Annotated in this window: 20 protein-coding genes and 1 tRNA gene; 7 read left to right on the top strand and 14 right to left on the bottom strand. The window is 40.4% G+C overall.

What is annotated here, in order from left to right; genetic code table 11:
* Positions 1–12: 12 nt before the first annotated feature.
* From amaB to QHT84_RS01145, 3 genes are all read right to left on the bottom strand, one after another.
* Positions 13–1,566, bottom strand: a complete 1,554-nt coding sequence (amaB, locus tag QHT84_RS01155; RefSeq protein WP_283237699.1) for an L-piperidine-6-carboxylate dehydrogenase — start codon at positions 1,564–1,566, stop codon at positions 13–15.
* Between the two features lie 147 nt (positions 1,567–1,713).
* Complete coding sequence (locus QHT84_RS01150) at positions 1,714–2,250, bottom strand: 3-hydroxyanthranilate 3,4-dioxygenase (RefSeq protein WP_283237698.1); 537 nt, start codon at positions 2,248–2,250, stop codon at positions 1,714–1,716.
* Positions 2,251–2,313: 63 nt separating this feature from the next.
* The gene (locus tag QHT84_RS01145) at positions 2,314–3,414 is read right to left on the bottom strand and encodes an endonuclease/exonuclease/phosphatase family protein (protein WP_283237697.1); all 1,101 of its coding nucleotides are present in this window, start codon (positions 3,412–3,414) and stop codon (positions 2,314–2,316) included.
* A 138-nt stretch (positions 3,415–3,552) separates the two neighbouring features.
* Here QHT84_RS01145 and QHT84_RS01140 point away from each other — a divergent pair, with 138 nt between their 5' ends.
* The 4 genes from QHT84_RS01140 to QHT84_RS01125 all read left to right on the top strand — a co-directional run bounded on the left by QHT84_RS01140 (position 3,553) and on the right by QHT84_RS01125 (position 10,381).
* On the top strand, positions 3,553–6,381 hold the full coding sequence (locus QHT84_RS01140) for a carboxypeptidase-like regulatory domain-containing protein (RefSeq protein WP_283237696.1): 2,829 nt from the start codon (positions 3,553–3,555) through the stop codon (positions 6,379–6,381).
* Positions 6,382–6,393: 12 nt separating this feature from the next.
* Positions 6,394–6,999 (top strand): choice-of-anchor J domain-containing protein, encoded by a 606-nt coding sequence (locus QHT84_RS01135; protein WP_283237695.1) that lies wholly within the window; start codon positions 6,394–6,396, stop codon positions 6,997–6,999.
* 9 nt (positions 7,000–7,008) lie between these two features.
* Positions 7,009–8,388 (top strand): DUF5689 domain-containing protein, encoded by a 1,380-nt coding sequence (locus QHT84_RS01130; RefSeq protein WP_283237694.1) that lies wholly within the window; start codon positions 7,009–7,011, stop codon positions 8,386–8,388.
* An 88-nt stretch (positions 8,389–8,476) separates the two neighbouring features.
* Positions 8,477–10,381 (top strand): S9 family peptidase, encoded by a 1,905-nt coding sequence (locus QHT84_RS01125; RefSeq protein ID WP_283237693.1) that lies wholly within the window; start codon positions 8,477–8,479, stop codon positions 10,379–10,381.
* Positions 10,382–10,560: 179 nt separating this feature from the next.
* Here QHT84_RS01125 and QHT84_RS01120 read toward each other — a convergent pair whose 3' ends face one another.
* The 8 genes from QHT84_RS01120 to pdxA form a co-directional block, all read right to left on the bottom strand.
* The gene (locus QHT84_RS01120) at positions 10,561–12,297 is read right to left on the bottom strand and encodes a T9SS type A sorting domain-containing protein (protein WP_283237692.1); all 1,737 of its coding nucleotides are present in this window, start codon (positions 12,295–12,297) and stop codon (positions 10,561–10,563) included.
* 33 nt (positions 12,298–12,330) lie between these two features.
* A complete protein-coding gene (locus QHT84_RS01115; protein ID WP_283237691.1) occupies positions 12,331–14,064 on the bottom strand; it encodes a T9SS type A sorting domain-containing protein in 1,734 nt (577 codons plus the stop codon).
* A 202-nt stretch (positions 14,065–14,266) separates the two neighbouring features.
* A complete protein-coding gene (gene accC / locus QHT84_RS01110; RefSeq protein WP_283237690.1) occupies positions 14,267–15,613 on the bottom strand; it encodes an acetyl-CoA carboxylase biotin carboxylase subunit in 1,347 nt (448 codons plus the stop codon).
* 89 nt (positions 15,614–15,702) lie between these two features.
* Entirely contained in the window at positions 15,703–16,188 is a 486-nt protein-coding gene (gene accB, locus QHT84_RS01105; RefSeq protein ID WP_283237689.1) for an acetyl-CoA carboxylase biotin carboxyl carrier protein, read from the bottom strand.
* An 87-nt stretch (positions 16,189–16,275) separates the two neighbouring features.
* Entirely contained in the window at positions 16,276–17,265 is a 990-nt protein-coding gene (locus tag QHT84_RS01100; protein ID WP_283237688.1) for a beta-ketoacyl-ACP synthase III, read from the bottom strand.
* A 159-nt stretch (positions 17,266–17,424) separates the two neighbouring features.
* Complete coding sequence (gene rpmF / locus QHT84_RS01095) at positions 17,425–17,619, bottom strand: 50S ribosomal protein L32 (protein ID WP_073308476.1); 195 nt, start codon at positions 17,617–17,619, stop codon at positions 17,425–17,427.
* Positions 17,620–17,628: 9 nt separating this feature from the next.
* Entirely contained in the window at positions 17,629–18,168 is a 540-nt protein-coding gene (locus QHT84_RS01090) for a YceD family protein (RefSeq protein ID WP_283237687.1), read from the bottom strand.
* A 96-nt stretch (positions 18,169–18,264) separates the two neighbouring features.
* Positions 18,265–19,311 (bottom strand): 4-hydroxythreonine-4-phosphate dehydrogenase PdxA, encoded by a 1,047-nt coding sequence (pdxA, locus tag QHT84_RS01085; RefSeq protein WP_283237686.1) that lies wholly within the window; start codon positions 19,309–19,311, stop codon positions 18,265–18,267.
* Positions 19,312–19,371: 60 nt separating this feature from the next.
* Here pdxA and QHT84_RS01080 point away from each other — a divergent pair, with 60 nt between their 5' ends.
* Positions 19,372–19,962 carry a riboflavin synthase gene (locus tag QHT84_RS01080; RefSeq protein WP_283237685.1) on the top strand — a complete coding sequence of 197 codons (591 nt, stop codon included), beginning with the start codon at positions 19,372–19,374 and terminating at the stop codon, positions 19,960–19,962.
* A 482-nt stretch (positions 19,963–20,444) separates the two neighbouring features.
* Here the strand turns inward: QHT84_RS01080 and QHT84_RS01075 are convergent.
* Positions 20,445–20,518, bottom strand: a tRNA-Ile gene (locus tag QHT84_RS01075).
* Between the two features lie 105 nt (positions 20,519–20,623).
* Entirely contained in the window at positions 20,624–21,025 is a 402-nt protein-coding gene (gene mce / locus QHT84_RS01070; RefSeq protein WP_283237684.1) for a methylmalonyl-CoA epimerase, read from the bottom strand.
* A 232-nt stretch (positions 21,026–21,257) separates the two neighbouring features.
* Here mce and rbfA point away from each other — a divergent pair, with 232 nt between their 5' ends.
* Both rbfA and QHT84_RS01060 read left to right on the top strand, forming a co-directional pair.
* Positions 21,258–21,650: a 30S ribosome-binding factor RbfA gene (gene rbfA / locus QHT84_RS01065; RefSeq protein WP_283237683.1), complete on the top strand. Its 393-nt coding sequence runs from the start codon at positions 21,258–21,260 to the stop codon at positions 21,648–21,650.
* Positions 21,651–21,697: 47 nt separating this feature from the next.
* On the top strand, positions 21,698–22,900 hold the full coding sequence (locus QHT84_RS01060) for an ABC transporter permease (RefSeq protein ID WP_283237682.1): 1,203 nt from the start codon (positions 21,698–21,700) through the stop codon (positions 22,898–22,900).
* Here QHT84_RS01060 and dusB read toward each other — a convergent pair.
* The gene (gene dusB, locus QHT84_RS01055) at positions 22,897–23,889 is read right to left on the bottom strand and encodes a tRNA dihydrouridine synthase DusB (protein WP_283237681.1); all 993 of its coding nucleotides are present in this window, start codon (positions 23,887–23,889) and stop codon (positions 22,897–22,899) included. The genes QHT84_RS01060 and dusB overlap by 4 nt on opposite strands.
* Between the last annotated feature and the right edge of the window lie 188 nt (positions 23,890–24,077).

The following is a 24,077-nucleotide window of genomic DNA, read 5'->3' as shown; positions in this document are numbered from 1 at the left end:
ACAAAGACACTATTACAAATCAAACTTAATCCCTTGTGCCAATGGTAAACTAGTGGTGTAGTTGATGGTATTGGTTTGTCTTCTCATATATACTTTCCAAGCGTCAGAACCCGATTCGCGGCCACCGCCGGTCTCTTTTTCGCCACCAAAAGCTCCACCGATTTCGGCACCGGATGTTCCGATATTCACATTAGCAATACCGCAATCTGAACCGGCATGCGATAAGAAGGTTTCCGCTTCACGTAAGTTGTTGGTCATAATAGCTGAGGATAAACCTTGGGCTACTCCGTTTTGAATAGCAATGGCTTCATGAACATCACCTGAGTATTTCAATAAGTATAACACCGGTGCAAAAGTTTCGTGTTGTACAATAGCGTAGTGATTTTCGGCTTCAGCAATGGCGGGTTTAACATAACATCCGCTCTCATAGCCTTCGCCGGTTAATACGCCGCCTTCGACTAAAATTTTACCACCTTCAGCTACGACTTGCTCTAAAGCTTTTTGGTACATTTGAACAGCATCTTTGTCAATTAGCGGACCCACGTGGTTGTTTTGGTCTAACGGATTTCCGATTCGCAACTGACCGTAAGCGCCTACTAAGGCATCACGTACTTTATCGTAAATGCTTTCGTGGATGATTAGTCTGCGAGTAGAAGTACAACGTTGACCGGCTGTACCCACGGCTCCGAAAACCGCTCCGATAACCGTCATTTTGATGTCGGCATCCGGCGTTACGATGATGGCGTTGTTACCGCCTAATTCCAATAAAGAGTTGCCTAAACGAGCGGCACAAGCTTGGGCTACAATTTTACCCATACGAGTCGAGCCGGTAGCTGAAACCAAAGGCACGCGTTTGTCGTGCGTCATCATTTCGCCCACTTTGTAATCGCCGTTGATTAAGCAAGAAATACCTTCCGGTAAATTGTTTTCTTTTAAAACTTCGGCAATGATGTTTTGACAAGCGATACTGCACAAAGGCGTTTTTTCAGATGGTTTCCAAACGCAAACGTCGCCACAAATCCAAGCCAAAGCCGTATTCCAAGACCAAACCGCTACCGGGAAGTTGAAGGCCGAAATGATGCCGACAATACCTAGCGGATGGTATTGCTCGTACATGCGGTGACCCGGACGTTCCGAGTGCATGGTTAACCCGTGTAATTGACGAGACAAACCCACGGCAAAGTCGCAAATGTCAATCATTTCTTGAACTTCTCCGTAGCCTTCTTGAAGCGATTTTCCCATTTCATAGGAAACCAATTTGCCTAGCGGCTCTTTGTATTTTCTTAGTTTTTCTCCGAATTGACGCACGATTTCTCCGCGTTTCGGAGCCGGCATTAAGCGGAAGGTTTTGAAGGCTTCGGCGGCGGTTTGCATTACTTTTTCGTAATCTTCGGCGGTAGTGGTTTTTACTTTTCCGATGAGTTGTCCGTCGACCGGAGAGTAACTTTCGATAATGTCTCCTGAGGCAAAATGATTGTTTCCGGTGGAAGTTCCTTCGTTAACGGCTTTTACGCCTAATATTTCTAAGGCTTCGGTCATGCCGAATTGTTGAGCAATTGTTGCCATTGTATTTTTAGTTTGAATGTTTAAAATTTCAGCAAAAGTAATCGTTTATTTTGAATTTTAGCCCGGATGGTAACGGCATCCTTTTTAGCTTGTTTTTATAACAAGTTAAAAAGATACAGTGGACAGCCGGATTAGCTCCTAAATACATTATTTGGAAATAAATCGAGGATCGGTTTCCATCACAGTACCGCATTTTTCGCAGGTTCTGAGGGATTCCGATTGGTAAAAATGATTGAAATGTTGGAGAAAATCCTTTTCAATATCGTGTAATTCGAAGTAGACTTCGTAGAGTTTGTGGTTGCAGTTTTCGCAGAACCAAAGTAGGCCGTCGGGGATTTCTTTGCCGACCCTTTTGCGTTCTACTACCAAGCCAATCGAGTTTTCTGAGCGGGATGGAGAATGCGGCACTTTAGCAGGCAGCAAAAATAGATCACCGGCGGAGAGTTTCATGGCTTTCTTTTGGCCGTCTTCTTGGATGTAAACGGTAATTTCGCCTTCGAGTTGGTAGAACAATTCTTCGGTTTCGTTGTAGTGGTAATCTTTTCGTGCATTAGGGCCGGCTACAATCATTACGATATAATCACCGGAATTGACGTATAAGTTTTTATTGCCAACGGGAGGTTTGAGTAGGTGACGGTTTTCATCAATCCATTGATTGAGATTGAAAGGTTGTGCAACAGCCATATTCTAAATTTTAGTAAAGGTATGGAATAAAAAAGTCTCGATACGTTCGAGACTTTTAAAAATTTATTTCACTTCCTTAATCAAGTAAATATACACCGGAAAGTGGTCGCTGTAGCCTATTTCGTTTGAGCTATGGCGTAGCGGATACCCTTTGTATTGTCCGCTTTTGGTAATCATGTACGGTTTGTTGTAAATACCGGCTTTCCAATAACGGAAAGAGGAAAAGTCTTTTTGGATGAGTGTTTCCGATACCATGATTTGGTCAAATATGTCGCCGGCATCACGGTAGAAAAGCGTGGCGTTGCCTTTGTAGAACATTTCTTCAAACGGGTTGTAAACACCGAATGGTTTTACTTCTTCTTTTTTGCGTTTGGCACCGATACCTTCTTTAACACTTTTATTATAGGAACCGTCATTTAAGTCACCCATGGTAATGATTTTGGCATTGGGGTTAATTTTGTAGATAGAATCCATGATAGTTCTATTAAGTCTGCCAGCCGCTTCACGGAAAGGAGCGCTTTTCTTTTCACCACCGGAACGCGACGGCCAGTGGTTGACAATAATATTGACTTCTTCACCATCTAAGAAACCGGTAACTAAGAGCTGATCTCTGGTATAAACGCGGTCATCTTTTCCGGTTTCAGCTTTATCATCGGTAGCTTCGTCTTTGTCTTTTTTATCGTCTTTTCCTTCTTGACTTCTGTAGATAAGTAACGGGATATTTTTGTAACTGGTAGGTTTGAAATGTTTCTTTTGGTATAACAGAGCCACATCAATTCCTCGTTTATCCGGCGAATCAAAATGAATGATGCCGTAATCTTTATTAATTAGCAATGGTTCTTTTACTAAATCTTCCAATACACCGCGGTTTTCGATTTCACATCCTCCGATTAGGGTTGGGGAATTATTCGGATTTTCACCGGTGCCGATTTCAGAAAGTACTCGGGATAAATTATGTAGTTTTTGTTTGTATTTGGCAGAAGTCCAGTTTTGAATTCCCTTTGGCAACCATTCTTCATCGTTATTCGGTCCGTTAATGGTGTCAAAAAGGTTTTCAAAGTTGTAGAAGGCAACCGTATGGATATTATACTTTTTTGCCTGTGCACTAGCCCCTGTAATTGCGAAAAAAGCAAAGAAAAGAGCTATTAATTTTTTTATTCTCATAAAATCGATATTAATTTATTATCAAGTTTTTTACAAACTTCGAGCCAAAATTAGATAATATTATTAAAAGATGTACATTTGTCGGCTGTTAAGTTTTTATTAAGGACTTTTCAGGAAAAAATTAATCTAATTTTATTTATGAAAAAACTTGTTATTAGTACCTTATTTGTGATGCAAGTGTTTTTTGTTTTTGCACAAACTGCTACTACGGGCATTACAGGTAAAGTGGTCGATTCAAAAACACAAAAACCTTTACAAAATGTTGTTGCTTCTATTGAAAACACCAGTTTGACTGCTTTAACGAATGCAGCCGGTGTTTTTGTTTTTAATGAAGTGCCTCAAGGCAGTCAGTTACTGCAGATTAAAAGTACCGGTTACAAAGATCAATTGCTTTCAGTTGATGTGATTGCCGGAAAAATGTTAGACTTAGGAATTATTGTTTTTGAGGAAGATATTACCTCAGAGCAGCAGCTGAGTTTGGTTACCATTACGGAGAATGATTTAGGAGATGATAATAGCGGTTCTGAAAGTACTTCGGGATTGTTACAAGCTTCGAGAGATGTATACCAACAAGCTGCGGCATTTAACTGGGGACAGGCTCGCTTTAGAATCAGAGGTTTAGATAATGAATACGGGATTACTATGATTAATGGTATTTCCATGAATAAATTGTACGACGGAAGACCACAATGGAGTAACTGGGGCGGATTGAATGATGCTACCAGAAACCAAGAATTTACCATGGGTTCTGCCCCTTCTGATTATACATTCGGCGGTTTGTTGGGAACTCAGGAAATTAACACCAGAGCTTCTATGTACCGTAGAGGTTCCAGAATTTCATTCTCCGGAACCAATACCAACTACAGTTGGAGAATGATGGGAACTCATGCTTCCGGAATGAACACTGATGGATGGGCTTTTGTAGTATCGGCTTCCAGAAGATGGGCTAATGAAGGATACTTTGAAGGAACGAATTACGATGCCAATTCTGTGTTTGCCAGCGTGGAAAAGAAAATTAATGACAAACACTCTATCAACTTTACATCCATTTTTGCTCAAAACAAACGCGGAAAAAGTTCGCCAAATACCGATGAGGTTACTCGTTTAAAAGGTATAGAATACAACTCGTATTGGGGATGGCAAGAGGGAGAGAAAAGAAACTCTCGTTATAAAGAGATTGAAGAACCAATCAATATGTTAAGTCATTATTGGAAAATTACCGATAAAACCACTTTGAATACCAACGTGGCATACCAAGTAGGATTTGTAGGGAACAGTCGCCTGGATTTCCAATTGGCTAACAATCCCGATCCTACGTACTATAAAAACTTACCAAGTTACTATTTGAACGATGAGACATACTATGTACCGACCTACGCGCCGGATAACGTAACCATTATTGGTTATACCAACCCGAGTGCAGAAATTGCTCAGACAAACTTCGTAAATGACGGACAAATCAATTGGAACAATATCTACTACACCAATAAAGTGGTGAACCGCGGCGAAAGAAGTGCTTATGTACTATATGAAGACCGAGTGGAAGACAAGCAATGGAGTGCTAACTCGTACCTCAATTCGGCCATTGCGGATAACATTACCTTAAATGCCGGAATCAACTTCAAAAAGTTGCGTTCTAAAAATTTCCAAAAATTGATTGATTTATTGGGAGGTTCTTATTTTAACGATATCGATCCTTTCTTCAGCGGCAACGCATCGCAATCGGATTTAAATAATCCGGACAGACAAGTGCGTGTCGGAGATGCTTACGGTTATAATTACTATTTGAATGCGACTACTTTTGACGGATTTACCCAATTCAAATTCAGCTACAAAAAAGCCGACTTTTATTTGGCTCAATCGTTCTCGAGAACAGAATACCAAAGAGAAGGAAACTACAGAAACGGGATTTATCCAACCAACTCTTTCGGGAAAAGTAAAAGCGTAGTTTTTGAAAACTTTGGGTTCAAAGGTGGTTTGACTTATAAAATTACCGGAAAACAATTCTTGGATTTCAATGGTCTTTACATGACCAAAGCCCCAAGTTTGAGAAACACGTTCTCGAACGCGCGTTTGAATAACAATATTACTCCCGATTTAAGCAGTGAGTCAATTATGGGTTCTGACGTAAGTTATATCATCAAAGCGCCAAAATTCAAGGCAAGATTGACCGGTTTTTATAACAAAATTTCTAACGCTACCGAGATTTCATTCTTCTATGGTGAAGGCATTTTTGATGCCGGTGAAGACGGATCTACCGATACGGATTCATTCATCAGCGAGATTGTAACCGGGATGAATAAAAAACACGTTGGTGCCGAGTTTGGTTTTGAATACCAAATTACGTCAACCATTAAAGCCATAGGTTCGGCTTCCTACGGTCAATATACGTATGACAATAACCCGAATCTGAAAGTTAACGATGATGCTTTAGCGACCAGCTCTAACATCAATCCGGTAACGGATTTCGGTAAAGCGTATTTAAAAGGATACCGATTACCGGGTATGCCGCAACAAGCGTACTCTTTTGGTTTAGAATACAGAGATCCTAAGTTCTGGTGGATTGGCGCCAACATCAATTACTTAACCGATAGTTATCTTGATGTGTCCAGCATTTTAAGAACACAAAACTTCGTTGTTGATGTTAATGGTAGCGGAGTTGGTTTTGAAGGAGCCACCGAAGAGTCCGTAAGAGCCTTGTTAAAACAAGAAAAATTTGAGCCTATTACGTTATTAAATTTAGTGGGTGGAAAATCATGGAGAGTAGGTAATGATACTTTTGGTTTCTTTGCCTCTATCAATAATGTACTCGACTTTGAGTACAAAACCGGAGGATTTGAGCAGTCTAGAAAAGCAACCTATCCTGAATATTTAGCCGATAATGCCAATGGAACGCCATCATTTGGGCCTAAATATTTCTATGGTTACGGAAGAACTTATTTTGTTAACTTATACATTAATTTCTAATACAATAGAAATATGAAAAATATATCTAAATTTTGTTTGGCTTTATTCACCTTCAGTATGGTAGTAAGCTGCTCGGATGATACGGAGATTGCCCCGTTTAAACCGTTAATTTTCTCTGAGGACTTCCCCGAAGAAGAGATTAATTTTAATGCTACTTTTGATTTCGAAGGATGGACCAATTTTGCTGAGGCAGGGACTAAATTATGGATTGAAAGAGATTTTAATAACGACGGGTACATCCAATTCAGTTCTTTCGGAAGCGGAGAAGCCTCTAACATTGGTTGGGCCATAACTCCTGCCATCACGTTACCTCAAGATGCCAATGCCGTATTGAGCTTTACTTCCGCGACCAACTTTGTCGATAACCCGGCCAATAAGTTAGAAGTTTTTATCTCTACGGATTACAACGGAACCGACGTGTTAGCCGCTACATGGACCCAATTGAATGCCGTAGTGGCTGATAATACGACCAACGGTTATGTTTATATTCCTTCAGGAGAAATCAGTTTAGCCGATTATTCGGGTACGGTTCACATTGCTTTTAAAGCCACCGGAAACGGGACGACACTTGACGGCTTATTCCAGGTTGATAAAATTAAAGTTTACTCAAATAACTAAAAAAGAACTATGAAAAATCTTAAATTTTTAGCGTTGGCATTTACCGCTTTGTTCGCAAGTTGCGTAAATGACGAATTTAAAGATCCTGATTTAAGCGGAGATTGTGCTACTTTAACGGCAACAAAATCGGTTCAGGATGTAGCTGCTATGGCCTCTTCTTCTTATTTAAAATATGAAAATGAGGACATTATTGAAGCGTATGTAACGTCAAGTGACGAAGGAGGAAACTTCTACAAATCAATTTCAATGGTTTCTGTTGATGGACAAAAGGCTTTCAGCATTCCGGTTGACGATTATAACTTGTACACCAAATACCCACCGGGACAAAAGGTATTTGTGAATATGAAAAACAGATACATCGTGACCGAATTCGGAGGTTTGTTAATAGGAAACTTATACAATGGCGGAACTGCCGATGATCCTACCGATGACGAAGTAGGCCGAATTTCACCGGTAGAATACCAAAGTATTATTACCCGTTCTTGTACCGGTAGTGTAAGTGAAGCGGCTATTACCAATAACATCACCGTATCACAAGCGTTAAACGATTCGTATTTAAATAAATTAATTGAGTTCGATAATGTTCAGTTTACCGATGCCTCTTTAGGCAAAACCTATTACGATGCTACATTGAACGATTTAGGAGGTGCCACGAATCACTTAATTACCGATCAATTCGGCAATACTATTATTGTCAGAATTAGTTCTTATGCTACTTTTGCGTCTAAAGCAGTACCGTCTAAAAGCGGCAAAATCAGAGGTGTTTTAACCAAATTCAACTCCGATTACCAATTTATGGTAAGAACAGAAAGCGATATCAATCTCACCAACGATCGTTTGGCTATCGATTTTTATCCGCCGCTGGGAGGTTCTGCATTGAGTTATTTCGCAACGCTTAATGAGCCATTTACGTCTTACAATACCACTAACCAACAAGTTTTCTCGGCGTATATCAATGATGCCGTTGTGGGAAGCAGATACTGGCAAGTAAAAACATTCAGTGGTAACAAATACATCCAAATGACTTCATTTGGGGGTACTCCTGAAGCGAACAGAACGTTGTTCTTTGTTCCGGTTGATTTTACAGCTGCAAGTACGTTCTCCTTTAAAACCAAAGCCGGATTTGCCAACGGAAATTGTTTGAAAGTGTATTACACCACCGATTATGTAGCCGGAGGTGATGCCACGGCCGCTACTTTAGTTGACATTACCTCAAGTTTCACAATTTCTCCGGGACTGAGTTCGGGTTATCCTACCAACTTTACTAACAGCGGTAATTACGCTATACCGGGAACGTTAACCGGAAACGGTTTCTTTGTTTTCGAATATGTCGGAAACGGTACCGGTGTAACCACGACCATGCAAATCGATGATATTGTTATCAATTAATCATCATCAGCTATAACAATAAGCCATCCTTCTGGGGTGGCTTTTTTTATAAAGATTGATTACATTTAGACCGCAAAAATCAACACCTATGAAAAAAATTGTATTCATAATTCTCGCTACTATGAGCATAAAGGCTTCGGCACAAGAAATCCTTACCCCGGAAACACTCTGGAAATTAGGTAGAGTAACTGCTTTAGGGATGGCTAAAGACGGTAAAAGCATCGTTTATAAAGTTACTTATCCTTCGGTAGAAGATAACAAGTCGGGAAACAAATTCTTTACCATTCCGGTAAACGGCGGAACACCAACACCGGTTGAAGACACCAAAGAGTTGTTAGCCGATAAGAATGTATCGCCCGACGGCAAGTACATCCTCTCTACACAAGAAGTAAAAGTTGAAAAAGTATTGGGAAAAGATTTGTATCCCGAACTGGACAAAGCCGATGCACAAGTATACGATGGTTTAGATTACCGTCATTGGGATACCTGGAATAACGGAACACACAATCATATTTTCTATGCCATTAATAAAGGAACCAAAGGCAAGCCGATGGATATTATGCCTAACGAGCCTTTCGATTCTCCGCAAAAACCATTCGGAGGCGAGGAAGATTACACCTGGTCGCCCGATAGCCAAAGTATCATTTACGTGTGTAAAAAGAAAGCCGGAACCGCCTATGCGGTTTCTACGAATACCGACCTGTACGAATACAATATTGCCACCAAAACCACCAAAAACCTAACCGAAAGCAATCTCGGTTACGATACCAACCCGGTGTTTTCTCCAACCGGAAATTTGACCTGGCTCCAAATGAAACGCGACGGTTACGAAGCTGATAAAAACGATTTAATCGTTCGTTTTAATGGTATCGACATGAACCTAACAGCCAATTGGGACGGAAGTGTCGATAACTTTTTGTGGAGCGCCGATGGCAAAAAAATATATTTTACCGCAGCCGTTGATGGAGCCAAACATTTATTCGAAGTTAATTTCCCCGGTTTAACCAAAATCGCCATCACCGTAAAACAAATTACTTCGGGCGATTTTGACGTGAATGATTTGGTAGGGTTCTCCGGAGATAACATTATCGTGACGCGCACCGACATGAATCATGCGGCCGAAATTTATTCGTATAATTTCAAGAAAAAAACGTGGACACAACTCACCAAAACCAATCAGGAAATTTACGCTAAACTGTCCTTACCCAAATATGAAAGACGCTACGTTACCACAACCGACGGTAAAAAAATGTTGGTATGGGTAATCCTACCGCCAAATTTCGACAAAACCAAAAAATACCCGGCGCTGTTGTATTGTCAGGGCGGACCGCAATCCCCGTTGACGCAAAGCTATTCCTTCCGTTGGAACTTCTCCTTAATGGCCTCCCAAGGTTATGTAGTGGTAGCACCCAACCGTCGCGGCATGTACGGTCACGGCCAAGCCTGGAACGAACAAATCTCGAAAGATTGGGGCGGACAAGTCATGGATGACTATTTATCAGCCATCGATGAGGTGGCTAAGGAACGTTATGTCGATAAAGCGCGTTTAGGCGCTGTTGGCGCCAGTTATGGTGGGTATTCGGTGTTCTACCTTGCCGGCATTCACAACAATCGTTTTAAAACCTTTATTTCGCATTGCGGGGTTTTCAATTTAGAAAGCATGTATGGCACCACCGAAGAAGTGTTCTTTAACAATTGGGATCACGGCGGACCGTATTGGGACAAAAATAACGCGGCGGCTCAAAAAACCTTCAGCCAGTTCAACCCGATTAAAATGGTCGACAAATGGAATACGCCTATCCTAATCATCCAAGGCGGTAAAGATTACCGCGTGCCTATCGGACAAGGACAAGAAGCCTTTCAAGCGGCACAATTACGCGGTATCAAAAGCCGTTTCATGTTCTTCCCCGAGGAAAACCACTGGGTGTTAAAACCGCAAAATGCTTTAGTATGGCAGCGCGAATTCTACAAATGGTTGCAGGAAACTTTATAGTTAAAACAAAAAACCCAACTCTAAAAGTTGGGTTTTGCTTTTTTAATTAGAAGCGAACGGATCGGGCATTTTTGGTGTCCCTGTTCCCGCTTTTCGCGCTACATGGTAGCTAGCTCCAACCTGTCTGCCGGAAGGCAGGTCGGGGCTAAAGAGGTCGCCGTTTTAACTTTTGGAACATTTTATTGTTTTAAAAATTTTAACCTCTGACAGGTTGCACTTCTATCACCCAATTGAATTAAATAACAACCGTTGGCCAGAGACCTTACGTCGATACCTTGATTACGGTCCGTTACGATGCCATCCATAACTTTCACCCCAAGCATGTTATAGATAGAATACATCATCGACTCTTCAATACACACATAAACAACGTCAGACACAGGATTAGGATAAAGCGTCACTTTTTCCTTTTCGAACTCGTTTACAGCCAAAGGCGAACAAGCCTCTGTAGCATACTTAGCCATAAAAAAATCCGATTGAGAACCGCTGTTAGTAATTTGTTGGTTGTTGTTAAACGTAAGTGTACCGCCAATTGCACCACCCAAAATATAATCACCCGAAACGTCGGCAGTAATAGCCGTCCCAACATCATTAAAACCGTCATTACCCGGTATCTTGGTAAGTCCTAAGCAGGCACCGGTATCCCTGTTAAATCGGGCCAGTAAAACTTCAGTGCCTTCGTTATTAAATATATTACTGGCATTTAAAGTTTGCGTTCCCCAAGTGAAATCAGTTCCGGCACAATAGCTTGTGTAAGCGAGCTCGTTACCGTTTAAAACAATACCACCATAATTTTCCGAACCTTTATTGCTATAGGAACTCCACAACAATTGTGTGGCTGTCGGATTAACTTTCATCACAAAACCGGGAATAATGGTCTCGGGAATAGTCAACCCTAAAAAGCTTCCAAAACTAAATCCTGCCATTTTTCCTCCAATGTAAATATTGTTTTCAGAATCAAATACAATATCATATAAAAACAGATAACCTGAAGCCGGAAATGTATCGGTTCTGTGCCATAAATAATTACCCAGAGAATCAAAACAAGCCAAAAATGTAGAACCACTTATAGAATTCCCTGCAACGACAGCAGTATCAGTATCATCCAATCTTTCGGTACTTAAATAGAAGTAACCATTATTAGGATTTCGCTTAAAAATAAATTTTGCACCAAAACTGCCGCTTAGCTGCATATTTAATGGAACAACTCCCAAGAAATCTCCATTGGCATTATACTTCAAAATAAACCAATTGCTCCCTGTCTGTGAATTAACAAAACCTCCGTCTGCATATGTTCCCGGTGCCAAAGCTACCAACCAATATATATTTCCTGAAGAATCAACTTGCAATCCACGACTGGCTGTTTGACCATAGGATGCATTTACGTCAACACCAACTGGTTGTGGTCTTTTAATCCATTGTAGATTACCATCTTCGTCATACTTGGTAAGGAATAATAATCTACAATCCATATGCGTATTGATAAAATCACTATCTATGCGCGAAGGAAAATTGACATCGCTGTGACAATCACTGAATTTGCCTGACATATAAATATTGTTGCTCGCATCAACCTGCAATAAATTGACTGTTTCATCATTTAGGCCTCCAATGATTTTAGACCATCGATAACTACCATCACAGCCAAAGCTAAACAGGGCATAATCATCAGGAGTAGAACCGCTATCAAAATTAGCCTTGGGTACACCATCAATATCCAAACCGGTAAAACCAACCCGTGATAATCCGTAAATCCGTTTTTGGTTGTCAGTAACCAAGCTATAAGTTTGTTCCTGGGTATGTTGGTAGGTCAAAGGCAGAGGCTCTAAAGCTCCGCCGCGTTTGCCCCATTGCCAACTTTGACCATAACTGCTCACACTAAAAAACAAAACTATTAGTAATACTTTATTGTACATAGCTCGATATTGCAGAGTTGGTCTGGATTTCAATTATTCTTTTATAAACTTCATACTTTGATGTACGCCACGTTCATCCTCCAATTGAATTAAATAGCAACCATTGGCCAGAGACCTTACGTCGATACCTTGATTACGATCCGTTACGATGCCATCCATAACTTTCACACCAAGCATGTTGTAGATAGAATACATCATCGACTCTTCAATACGCACATAAACAACGTCAGAGACAGGATTAGGATAAAGCGTCACTTTTTCCTTTTCGAACTCGTTTACAGCCAAAGGCGAACAAGCCTCTGTGGCATACTTAGCCACAAAAAAATCTGATTGAGAACCGCTGTTAGTAATTTGTTGATTGTTGTTAAACGTAAGTGTACCGCCAATTGCACCACCCAAAATATAATCACCCGAAACGTCGGCAGTAATAGCCGTCCCAACATCATTAAAACCGTCATTACCCGGTATCTTGGTAAGTCCTAAGCAGGCACCGGTATCCCTGTTAAATCGGGCCAGTAAAACTTCAGTGCCTTCGTTATTAAATATATTACTGGCATTTAAAGTTTGCGTTCCCCAAGTGAAATCAGTTCCGGCACAATAGCTTGTGTAAGCGAGCTCGTTACCGTTTAAAACAATACCACCATAATTTTCCGAACCTTTATTGCTATAGGAACTCCACAACAATTGTGTGGCTGTCGAATTAACTTTCATGACAAAACCGGGAATGATAGTTTCAGGAACTGTTAAACCTAAAAAACTACCAAAGCTGAAACCGGCTATTTTGCCTCCTAGGTAAATATTATTTTGAGAGTCAAATTGAAGATTATACAAAAACAAGTAACCGGGATCGACAAAGGTATCCACACGATGCCATAGATAATTACCCTGGGAATCATAACTCGCTAAAAAAGTTGAATTATTTATAGTATTGCCTGCTATGGTTGCCGTATCAAAACTATCGAATTTAGTGGCATAAAAATAAAAATTATTATTGTAAGGATTAATTTGAAACTGAAGAAACGTAAAACCTCCGCTAGTCTGAATGTTTATAGGAATAGTTCCTAAATAATCACCATTTGTATTGTATTTGAGAATAAACCAATTACTACCTGCTTGCGAATTAACGAAGCCCCCATCTGCATAAGCTCCCGGCGGCAATAGAGTTAACCAATAAATCGTTCCATCTGGACCTACTTGTACACCGGAACTCCGAGTTTGAGAATAACTTACGCTAATATCCACACCGGCGGCTTGTGGACGTCTTATCCATTGCAACGTTCCATCTTCGTCATACTTGGTAAGAAATAGCAATCTACAATCCATATGGGTATTGATAAAATCACTATCAATACGTGCCGGAAAATTGGCGTCTGTATGACAATTTGCAAATTTACCGGCCATGTACACATTATTATTACCATCAACTTGAAGCGGATGCACTACTTCATCATCTATGCCTCCTATAATCTTTGACCAACGATAACTGCCATCACAAGCAAAGCTAAATAAAGCATAATCATCCGGAGTAGAACCATTATCAAAATTGGTCTTTGGCAAATTATCTATATTCAATCCCGTAAACCCAACACGTGATAATCCGTAAATCCGTTTTTGGCTATCGGTTACCAAACTATAGGTCTGCTCCTGATACTGCACAGCATCGATTGGCAAAGCTTCTAAAGCGCCCCCGCGTTTGCCCCATTGCCAACTTTGACCGATAGTGGTTGAGGTGATTAAAAATATAAAGAATAGAAATTTGCCATTCATAATAATAAGGGATTATCAATCAAAGATACTAAAACAGAATTATGATTGTATTTTCTGTCAAATAATAAAGTTTTTTGAATTACCAATCTCAAACTTTCGAATACATTCTTGGTGTTTGTTTTGTGTCTCCTTAGCGTAATTTTCAAAACATTCCATCTCTGGGGGGATAAAAAAAACCCAGCTTTTGGCTGGGTTTTTTTATCTATTCCGGATCGTTCATTTTAAACGTTTCCATAAACTTCGTAGTGTAATTTCCGGCTACATAATCCGGTTCTTCCATTAACTGACGGTGAAACGGAATCGTAGTCTTAATGCCTTCAATATAAAACTCATCTAATGCGCGTTTCATTTTGTTGATTGCCTCTTCACGAGTTTGTGCGGTGGTAATCAACTTGGCAATCATGGAATCGTAATTCGGCGGAATGGTATACCCTGCGTAAACGTGGGTGTCCAAACGCACGCCGTGTCCACCCGGTGCGTGTAAAACGGTAATTTTACCCGGCGACGGACGGAAGTCATTATACGGATCTTCGGCGTTGATACGACATTCAATGGAGTGCAATTGCGGCAAATAGTTTTTACCTGAAATCGGCACACCGGCAGCTACTAAAATCTGCTCCCGAATCAAATCGTAATCAATCACTTGTTCGGTAATCGGGTGCTCCACCTGAATACGCGTATTCATCTCCATAAAGTAGAAATTGCGGTGTTTGTCCACCAAAAACTCTACGGTACCGGCGCCTTCGTATTTGATGAATTCGGCGGCTCTAACGGCGGCTTCTCCCATTTTGGTGCGCAATTCGTCGGTCATAAACGGCGACGGTGTTTCTTCGGTCAATTTTTGGTGACGGCGTTGTACCGAACAATCTCTTTCCGACAAGTGACACGCTTTTCCATACGAATCACCCACCACTTGAATCTCAATATGGCGCGGTTCTTCTATTAATTTTTCCATGTACATGCCATCGTTTCCAAAAGCAGCCGCTGCTTCCTGACGGGCACTTTCCCAGGCTTTTTCTAATTCGTCTTCTTTCCAAATGGCACGCATTCCTTTACCACCACCACCGGCAGTAGCTTTCATCATCACCGGATAACCGATTTCTTTGGCTACTTTTTTGGCCTGTGCCAAATCGGCTAAGATACCGTCGGAACCTGGAACACAAGGAACTCCTGCTGCTTTCATAGTGGCCTTAGCCGTAGCTTTATCGCCCATTTTATCAATCATTTCCGGAGAAGCTCCGATAAATTTGATGCCGTGCTCCTGACAAATTTTGGAGAATTTGGCATTTTCCGAAAGGAAACCGTAACCCGGGTGAATCGCATCGGCATTGGTAATCTCGGCCGCAGCGATAATGTTCGACATTTTTAAGTACGATAAATTACTCGGTGGCGGACCGATACAAACGGCCTCATCGGCAAATTTTACGTGCAAACTTTCGGCATCGGCAGTAGAGTAAACCGCTACCGTTTTAATGCCCATCTCACGACAGGTTCTGATAACGCGAAGCGCAATTTCGCCTCTGTTGGCAATTAATATTTTTTTAAACATCTTCTGAAATTTTAAATGTTGAATTATAAATTTTAAATTGTTTGAATGAAGCGTTAATTCATCATTCAAAATTTAGCATTTAAAATAACTTATGATGGATCAACTAAGAATAAAGGTTGGTCAAATTCTACCGGTGACATATCGTCTACCAAGATTTTAACGATTTTTCCGGAAACTTCGGCTTCAATTTCGTTGAACAATTTCATGGCTTCAACTACACATAAAACATCACCTTTACCGATGGTGCTGCCTACTTCTACAAACGGCGCTTTATCCGGCGACGGCTTGCGATAGAACGTTCCGATCATTGGGGATTTTATGGTGACAAATTTTGAAGTGTCTTCTGTGGCAGCCGGTGCCGCAGGAGCTGCAGGAGTTTGAGCCGGTGCCGCAGTTACTGGAGCGGCGGCTACAGGAGCCGCAGGCATCGCTTGTTGCACGTACGTAATTTCAGGTGTATTTCCCTCTAAAGTTGTTCGGATAGTAATTTTTACATCACCTGTTTCTAACTTTACTTCGGCCACTCCCGTATTGGATACAAATTTGATTAAGTTTTGAATTTCTTTTAAATCCATGATTAGTTAGTTTTAGAATTAGTTTTATTGTTTTTTTTCGTTGCGCTCCGATAAATTAATTTTCTTAAATATCAAATGCCTCGAGTGTTAGTATGCCCATTTCAGATAGATAGAACCCCAAGTGAATCCTCCTCCAAATGCTGCAAAAATTAAATTATCTCCTTTTTTTAATTGATTTTCAAAATCGCTCAACAACAAAGGTAATGTGGCTGAGGTGGTATTTCCGTATTTTTGAATATTAATCAATACCTTACTTTCATCCAATCCCATGCGGCTGGCTGTGGCATCAATAATTCGTCTGTTGGCCTGATGCGCCACTAACCAATTAACATCGTCTTTGGTCAAATTATTGCGCTCCATGATTTTTTCACTAACATCGGCCATTCCGGAAACAGCATATTTGAAAACCGTTTTACCGTCTTGAAAAACAAAGTGTTGGCCGTTAGCTACGGTTTCTGCAGATGGTGGAAGTATCGAACCACCGGCATCAATTTTAAGGTATTCTCTCCCGATACCGTCGCTTCTCAAGTATTCGTCTTGTAAGCCTAAGCCTTCGTAATTAGGTTCAAAAAGTACCGCTCCGGCGCCATCGCCAAAAATGATACAAGTCGCACGATCGGTGTAGTCGATAATCGAAGACATTTTGTCGGCACCAATCAATAATACTTTTTTGTATCGCCCTGATTGAATGTAGGCAGCAGCATTAGACATGCCGTACAAAAAGCTCGAACAAGCGGCTTGTAAATCAAAGGCAAAAGCATTAACCGCCCCAATTTGACTGGCCACATAAACGCCTGTTGAGGCTACCGGCATATCGGGTGTAGCAGTGGCCATGATGACTAAATCGATGTCTTCCGGGTTGATTTTGGCTTTAGCGATAAGGTCTTGAGCGGCCTTAATAGCCATATAGGAAGTACCTTTTCCTTTTTCTTTCAGCAATCTTCTTTCTTTGATTCCGGTACGGGTAGTAATCCATTCATCATTGGTATCTACCATGGTTTCCAGTACTTGATTTGAGAGTACAAATTCCGGAACATATGCTCCAACTGCGGTGATTGCGGCTGTTATTGTATTCATAAATTGGGTGTTTTTCCTCCCGATTTTTTTAAAATCGAAAAGTTGTGGAAATTACAAAAAAAAATAATACCTCAAAGGTTTTGAGCGGGGTTATTTGCAAAATCTGTTAAAACAAAAAACTCTCACAAAGTGAGAGTTTGTTTTATCAAAAAAACGTAATTAAGCAACAGCTACTGATTTATCAATAACCACCTGTCCTCTGTAATACATTTTACCTTCATGCCAGTAAGCTCTGTGGTATAAATGCGCTTCACCGGTAACCGGACAAGTAGCGATTTGAGCTACAGTTGCTTTATAGTGAGTTCTTCTTTTATCTCTTCTTGTTTTCGAGGTTTTTCTCTTAGGATGTGCCATTGTACTATATTATTTATCCGTTAATAGTTTTTTTAATTCGTCCCAACGCGGGTCAATATCATCTTCTTTTTTTACTTCTTTTACTTCTTTTACTTGCAATTCATTTAGTTTTTTAAGTGCTTCACTTTGCAGCGTCCCGTCTTTTACCCCGGGATGAATTCTTTTTTGCGGGATGGACAACACTATCATTTCGTAAATGTATTGCGATAAATCGATCTGATGTTCTCCGTGAGGCAAAATCAATAATTCATCATTATCGTTGTTGAATGTGTCTCCAAACTGGACTACCAATTTGATTTTTCCCTTAATAGGAAGGTCAAAAGGTTCACCGGTTAAATCGCAAGGCACATTCACCGTTCCGCTGTGTTTGAAGCTGATTTCCAGCATGGTTGTCTTTTTTTCAAGGACAACATTTACGGTTATGTCACAGCTTTCAAACTCATCAAAACTAAATTCGTCAAAGAACTTTTTGTTTATTTTGAATTCAAACTGATGCTTTCCCAACTTTAATCCTACAAAAGGAATTAAATATTCATTCGTACTTTTCATCTAAACAACAATTTGAATCCAATCCGGCATTCCGGAATCGGAGTGCAAAGATATAAAATTATTGTAATTCCAATAACCTTATGAACATTTTTTTGTTTATAACTGTTTTTCCTTTGTTTTCAGAGGATTTTTACTGATTTCCAAGTATTGATGTCTTGAATTATAGATGTCGATTGCCGTGTAAACGGCCTCTTTAAACGAATTGTGGTCGGCCATTCCTTTGCCGGCAATTTCATAAGCGGTGCCGTGATCGGGGGAAGTCCGTATTTTGGCAAGCCCTGCGGTATAATTTACACCATTCCCGAAAGAGAGTGTTTTAAACGGAATTAGTCCTTGGTCATGATACGTAGCAATTACGGCATCAAATTTTTCATACTGACCGCTGCCGAAAAAACCATCGGCAGGGTAAGGGCCAAAAACCAAAGTCCCTTTTTCGAACAGTTTTTTGATGGTAGGTTTTAAAATCTCATCATCTTCTTTGCCGATGACCCCGTTATCTCCGGCATGCGGATTGAGCGCTAAAACGGCAATTTTAGGTTTCGAAACAGCAAAGTCTTGGATTAGGGAATTTTTAATGGTTTCGATTTTTTGAATCACCAATTTTTCGGTCAGGTGTTTCGCTACTTCATTAACCGGTATATGGTCGGTTAAAAGACCAATTCTTAAATTGTCTTGTACCATCAACATCAGGGCATTGCCCTCAAGTTCCTGATTTAAGTATTCGGTATGCCCCGGAAACTTGAATTCTTCGGATTGGATGTTGTACTTATTAATGGGTGCCGTGACCAAAACATCTATTTGACCTTCTTTTAACGCTTTTGTGGCTGCCACAAATGATTTGATAGCATACTTGCCCACATTTTCGTCATTGGTACCGAAATTCAAGTCGACCCCTTCGCGCCAAACGTTTAGGACATTAATTTTTCCGATGACAAGCTGCTCCAATTTGTCGATACCGTGGAGTTGTGCAGTGAGTTCTAAATTTTTTTTAATGAAAGAAAGAATCTTAACATTGGCAAAAATAACCGGTGTGCACAACTCGAGCATTCTAGAGTCTTCAAAAGTTTTAAGCACAACTTCGCTTCCAATACCGTTTAAATCTCCAATGGATATTCCAACGATGATATTTTCTGCTTTTTTCATAAGAATGACAGGTTATTTATTGCTAATTTTGAAGTGCAAATTTAGTAAAATAAAACCATAATGTTTACAGGAATAATTGAAACCGTCGGAATTATAAAAGAAATAAAAAAAGACCACGATAACTTGCACATCACTATTTCTGCATCAATAACACCCGAATTAAAAATAGACCAAAGCGTATCTCACAACGGAATCTGTTTAACGGTAGTTGCTATTGATAAGGATAACTATACAGTGACCGCAATTAAGGAAACCATACAAAAAACGAATATGGGAGCTTGGCAAGTAGGAGATGTTGTTAATTTGGAACGTGCTATGAAATTGGGCGACCGTTTGGACGGACATATAGTACAAGGCCATGTAGATCAAACCGGGGTTTGTAAATTTATTGAAGAAGCCAACGGGAGTTGGTACTTTACGTTTGAATACGATCGTAAACAAAATAATCTTACCATTGAAAAAGGCTCAATAACCGTCAATGGGGTGAGTTTAACCGTTGTAAACTCTAAATTGAACGAGTTTAGCGTAGCCATTATTCCGTATACTTTTGAGCATACTAATTTTAAATCGTTCCAAATTGGAACCCAAGTAAATTTGGAATTCGATGTTGTGGGAAAATACGTTGCCCGATTGCACCAACTCCACGTTTAATCGTTCAAAAGGAAAAGTGGGCAAATAAAAAAGCGTCGAATTAATTCGACGCTTTTTTTATGTTGATTTTGTAAACTTTATAGCAACCAAAAACTAAAGAAATTGCAGCTAACAGCAAAAGCCCTCCGTCCAAAGGCAAGCCCGGCGGGGGTGGAGGTGTTGAAGGCGGTGGTGGTCCCGGTGCCGCAAATACATCTGAAAAGGGCAACAAAAACACCGCCAGAATGATAATTATTCTATTCGGGACAATTTTCATAGTGCGTAAAAGTATAAAAAAAATCCAATCACCAAAATAAATTACTTGTTTAATCTGTTAAGTTAATAGAAATTTAATGCGTCAAACTACTTATTTAAAAGCGTTTTACTGTTTTATTCTAAAAAAACAAGATAAAATCGCAATTAAATTTACGATAAAACCATCGCTTTAGTTTTTTGTGTATTCAGATAAAAAAAGACCTCCTAACAGTAAGAGATCTTTATTGTGGTCCCACTTGGGCTCGAACCAAGGACCACCTGATTATGAGTCAGGTGCTCTAACCAACTGAGCTATAGGACCGGTTTTACTTCACTGAATTTATTTTTATAGGAGTTCAGTGAATAAAGCGCGGGCTTTATTTGAGGTTGCAATATTACTACTAATTTTTAATCATTGCAACTATTTTTATGCTATTTCTTGACAGAGCTCGATAAGCACTCCGTTGGTTCCTTTGGGATGTAAAAAGGCAACTAATTTGTTGTCGGCTCCTTTTTTGGGTGTTTCGTTGAGTACCGTAAATCCTTCTTTTTTAAGGCGCTCTATCTCGGCAACAATGTCTTCCACATCAAAAGCAATATGGTGAATGCCTTCTCCTTTTTTTTCTAAAAATTTGGCTATGGGGCTATCGGGTGTCGTAGCTTCCAGAAGTTCAATTTTATTCGGGCCATTCCTGAAAAAAGAAGTTTTTACGCCTTCGCTGACTACCTCTTCTTCTTTGTACGGCGGATTTCCAAAAAGCTTCTCAAAGAGAAGATTAGAGGTTTTCAGATTATGCACTGCGATTCCTATGTGTTCTATTTTTCTCATATCTTTTAGGTTACAACGTGACAAAGGTACAAAGTTGTCGTGTAGGTTAAAACCCAAATTGAAGCTTTTCAACAGCAAGTCTAAAACCGCTTCACGGGATGTATAGCCCCGATGGAAGCGATACCGAAGTAAAGCGGACAGCGGGACAGGGTTTCTTAAAGAAGATAATGGTGTGCTTCTAAAAACGGTACAAGGCTGTAACTTTGCAATTTAAAAATCGTATTTTTGCGGCATGGAAACAAACAGACAGAAAAAAATCGGAAGTGTATTGCAAAAGGATTTGGTGGATATTCTGCAAGGAGAAGTGCGTAAAAACGGAATTGCTAATTTGGTAATTTCGGTTTCTAAAGTGAGTGTAACCACCGATTTGTCTATCGCCAAAGTGTATTTGAGTGTTTTTCCGCAAGAAAAAGCGGCCGAATTGCTTGAAGCGGTAAAAACCAATGCTCCTTTGATTAAACACGATTTGGCGCAACGCGTAAAGTTACAGCTCCGAAAAGTGCCCAACTTGGTGTTTTATATTGATGATTCGCTGGATTATATCGAAAAAATTGACAATGCCCTGGCCGGGAGAGAAAATCCTATTGAAAACCGCGACCTGCTAGAGAAGCGCAAGAAGTTTTAATTGGCTTCCAATTCTATTGCTAACTCCAAATAAACGATTAGTATCCTTTGAATTTTCCGCTCTACATAGCCCAACGGTATCTTTTCAGTAAAAGCAAGACCAACGCCATTAACATTATTACCCGAATTGCAGCGGTGGGCATTGTTATGGGTTCTTTGGCCTTGTTTGTGGTGCTTTCGGTATTTAGCGGGTTGAGAGAATTCAGCCTCTCGTTTTCCAACGATTTTGATCCCGATATAAAAGCGACCGCCATTAAAGGCAAGACATTTGTGTTTTCACCGAATCAGGAAATGCAAATCAAAAATCTCGAAGGAATTGCTTCGTACAGTAAGGTATTGGAAGAAAAAGTGCTGTTTTTTTTTGACGGCAAAGAGCAAGTGGCCTACCTGAAGGGTGTTGATACCCGGTTTACCCAAACCAATGTTATTGCCAAAAACAATATTTTTAACGGAAAATGGTTGCAGCCCAATTCGTACGATGTGGTTTTGGGCTATGGCATATCGGAAAAACTTTCCTTGGGATTGTTTGACTTTAACAATGCTTTTGAAGTGTATGTGCCTCGAAAAGGAAAGAACGTGATTGAAAGCGAAGCCGACGCATTTAACAAAGCGGCACTTATTCCGGTTGGGATTTATGCGGTGAGTGAAGAACTCGACAGCAAGTATGTGTTTTGCGATTTATTGTTGGCTCAAAAATTACTCGAATTGCAGGCGAACGAAATTTCGGGTATCGAAATAAAGTTGAAACCCAATGCCAACGAAGAGAATGTTATTCTGAAACTGCGCCAAATTTTGGGAGATACCATCAGTATTAAAAACCGAGCCCAACAAAATGCTACCTTATATAAAATGCTCAACACCGAGAATTTTATCCTCTATTTAATTTTTACTTTGGTCATCATCATGATTTTGTTTGCTTTTGCCGGCGCTGTTTTCATGATTATTATTGATAAAAAAGACCATTTGAAAACGTTGTTGTCGTTGGGGACTCCGATAAAAAGCCTGCGCAGTATCTTTTTATTATATGGTCTTTTACTTTGCGTGATTAGCGGACTAATTGGTATTGCCCTCGGGTCAGCGATAGTGTTCGCTCAAAAAGCATTCAACTTGATTATGATTACCGAAACCTTACCGTATCCTGTAGTTTTTGAGGTTCAAAACGGTTTGATTGTTTTGGTTACCATTACTTTTTTAGGATTTATTTCCAGCTGGATTGCCAGCAGCCGAGTGAGTAAAGCCTTATTCGACTAAACCATTTGATAATGGGCATAGGCTTCCTTGATTTCTTCAAAAATCTGAAGCAATGCGTTATGGTCGTCGGTTGTAACCAAGCGGTGTTTGTATTCTTTAAAACCGTGGACACCTTTAAAGTAGTTGGTGTAATGACGGCGCATTTCCACGATACCCAATCGTTCTCCTTTCCATTCCATCGACCAAATTAAATGATTGCGAGCCGCTTCGATACGGTCGTTCATACTTGGTAACGGCAAATGTTCTCCGGTGTTAAAATAATGTTTGATTTCGTTAAAAATCCAGGGATAGCCAATGGCGGCGCGACCAATCATAATGCCGTCGATGCCGTATTTGTTTTTGTATTCCAGGGCTTTTTCGGGCGAATCGATATCGCCGTTGCCAAAAATAGGCATGGTAATGCGCGGGTTGTTTTTGACACGAGCGATGTGCGACCAATCGGAATGGCCTTTGTACATCTGGGCCCGGGTGCGTGCGTGTATGGTTAAAGCCTGTACGCCAACATCCTGTAGGCGTTCGGCCACTTCGTCAATATTAATCGAATTTTCATCCCAGCCCAAACGCGTTTTTACGGTGACCGGCAAATTGGTGCCTTTGATTACCGCTTTGGTAAGGCGAATCATTAAATCGACATCTTTCAATACACCGGCACCGGCGCCTTTACAGACCACTTTTTTCACCGGGCAACCAAAGTTGATATCGACTAAATCGGGCTGTACGGTATCGACAATTTTGGCGGATAGTTCCATGGCTTCTTCATCGCCGCCGAAAATTTGAATGCCGACCGGTCTTTCATAATCAAAGATGTCGAGCTTTTGGCGGCTTTTAATCGCATCGCGAATAAGTCCTTCAGAAGAGATGAATTCGGAATACATCAAATCGGCGCCGTGTAGTTTGCACAAACGGCGAAACGGCGGATCGCTCACGTCTTCCATAGGGGCGAGTAAGAGTGGAAAATCCGGTAATTGGATGTTGCCGATTTTGGGCATGGTATTGATTTTTTACTTTGTAAAAGTCCGACTTTCGGTCTTGAGAGGGCAAAAATACAATTTTTAAAAGAAAAGTTGAAAGAATAGCATGTAAAGACTGCTTTTCGGGCTTTGAAACTGACGAATTTAGCCTATATTTGCCGATTAAATGCATTAAGGATTGAGGCAAGCACCGCGTGCAGCCGAAA

This window comes from Flavobacterium sedimenticola (assembly GCF_030053345.1).
Taxonomy (GTDB): domain Bacteria; phylum Bacteroidota; class Bacteroidia; order Flavobacteriales; family Flavobacteriaceae; genus Flavobacterium; species Flavobacterium sedimenticola.
This window is presented reverse-complemented; position numbering and strand designations above follow the sequence as displayed.

Coding starts and splice junctions, on each gene's coding strand:
- amaB (WP_283237699.1), bottom strand. CDS start 1,566: ATGGCAACAATTGCTCAACAATTCGGCATGACCGAAGCCTTAGAAATA.
- QHT84_RS01150 (WP_283237698.1), bottom strand. CDS start 2,250: ATGGCTGTTGCACAACCTTTCAATCTCAATCAATGGATTGATGAAAAC.
- QHT84_RS01145 (WP_283237697.1), bottom strand. CDS start 3,414: ATGAGAATAAAAAAATTAATAGCTCTTTTCTTTGCTTTTTTCGCAATT.
- QHT84_RS01140 (WP_283237696.1), top strand. CDS start 3,553: ATGAAAAAACTTGTTATTAGTACCTTATTTGTGATGCAAGTGTTTTTT.
- QHT84_RS01135 (WP_283237695.1), top strand. CDS start 6,394: ATGAAAAATATATCTAAATTTTGTTTGGCTTTATTCACCTTCAGTATG.
- QHT84_RS01130 (WP_283237694.1), top strand. CDS start 7,009: ATGAAAAATCTTAAATTTTTAGCGTTGGCATTTACCGCTTTGTTCGCA.
- QHT84_RS01125 (WP_283237693.1), top strand. CDS start 8,477: ATGAAAAAAATTGTATTCATAATTCTCGCTACTATGAGCATAAAGGCT.
- QHT84_RS01120 (WP_283237692.1), bottom strand. CDS start 12,297: ATGTACAATAAAGTATTACTAATAGTTTTGTTTTTTAGTGTGAGCAGT.
- QHT84_RS01115 (WP_283237691.1), bottom strand. CDS start 14,064: ATGAATGGCAAATTTCTATTCTTTATATTTTTAATCACCTCAACCACT.
- accC (WP_283237690.1), bottom strand. CDS start 15,613: ATGTTTAAAAAAATATTAATTGCCAACAGAGGCGAAATTGCGCTTCGC.
- accB (WP_283237689.1), bottom strand. CDS start 16,188: ATGGATTTAAAAGAAATTCAAAACTTAATCAAATTTGTATCCAATACG.
- QHT84_RS01100 (WP_283237688.1), bottom strand. CDS start 17,265: ATGAATACAATAACAGCCGCAATCACCGCAGTTGGAGCATATGTTCCG.
- rpmF (WP_073308476.1), bottom strand. CDS start 17,619: ATGGCACATCCTAAGAGAAAAACCTCGAAAACAAGAAGAGATAAAAGA.
- QHT84_RS01090 (WP_283237687.1), bottom strand. CDS start 18,168: ATGAAAAGTACGAATGAATATTTAATTCCTTTTGTAGGATTAAAGTTG.
- pdxA (WP_283237686.1), bottom strand. CDS start 19,311: ATGAAAAAAGCAGAAAATATCATCGTTGGAATATCCATTGGAGATTTA.
- QHT84_RS01080 (WP_283237685.1), top strand. CDS start 19,372: ATGTTTACAGGAATAATTGAAACCGTCGGAATTATAAAAGAAATAAAA.
- mce (WP_283237684.1), bottom strand. CDS start 21,025: ATGAGAAAAATAGAACACATAGGAATCGCAGTGCATAATCTGAAAACC.
- rbfA (WP_283237683.1), top strand. CDS start 21,258: ATGGAAACAAACAGACAGAAAAAAATCGGAAGTGTATTGCAAAAGGAT.
- dusB (WP_283237681.1), bottom strand. CDS start 23,889: ATGCCCAAAATCGGCAACATCCAATTACCGGATTTTCCACTCTTACTC.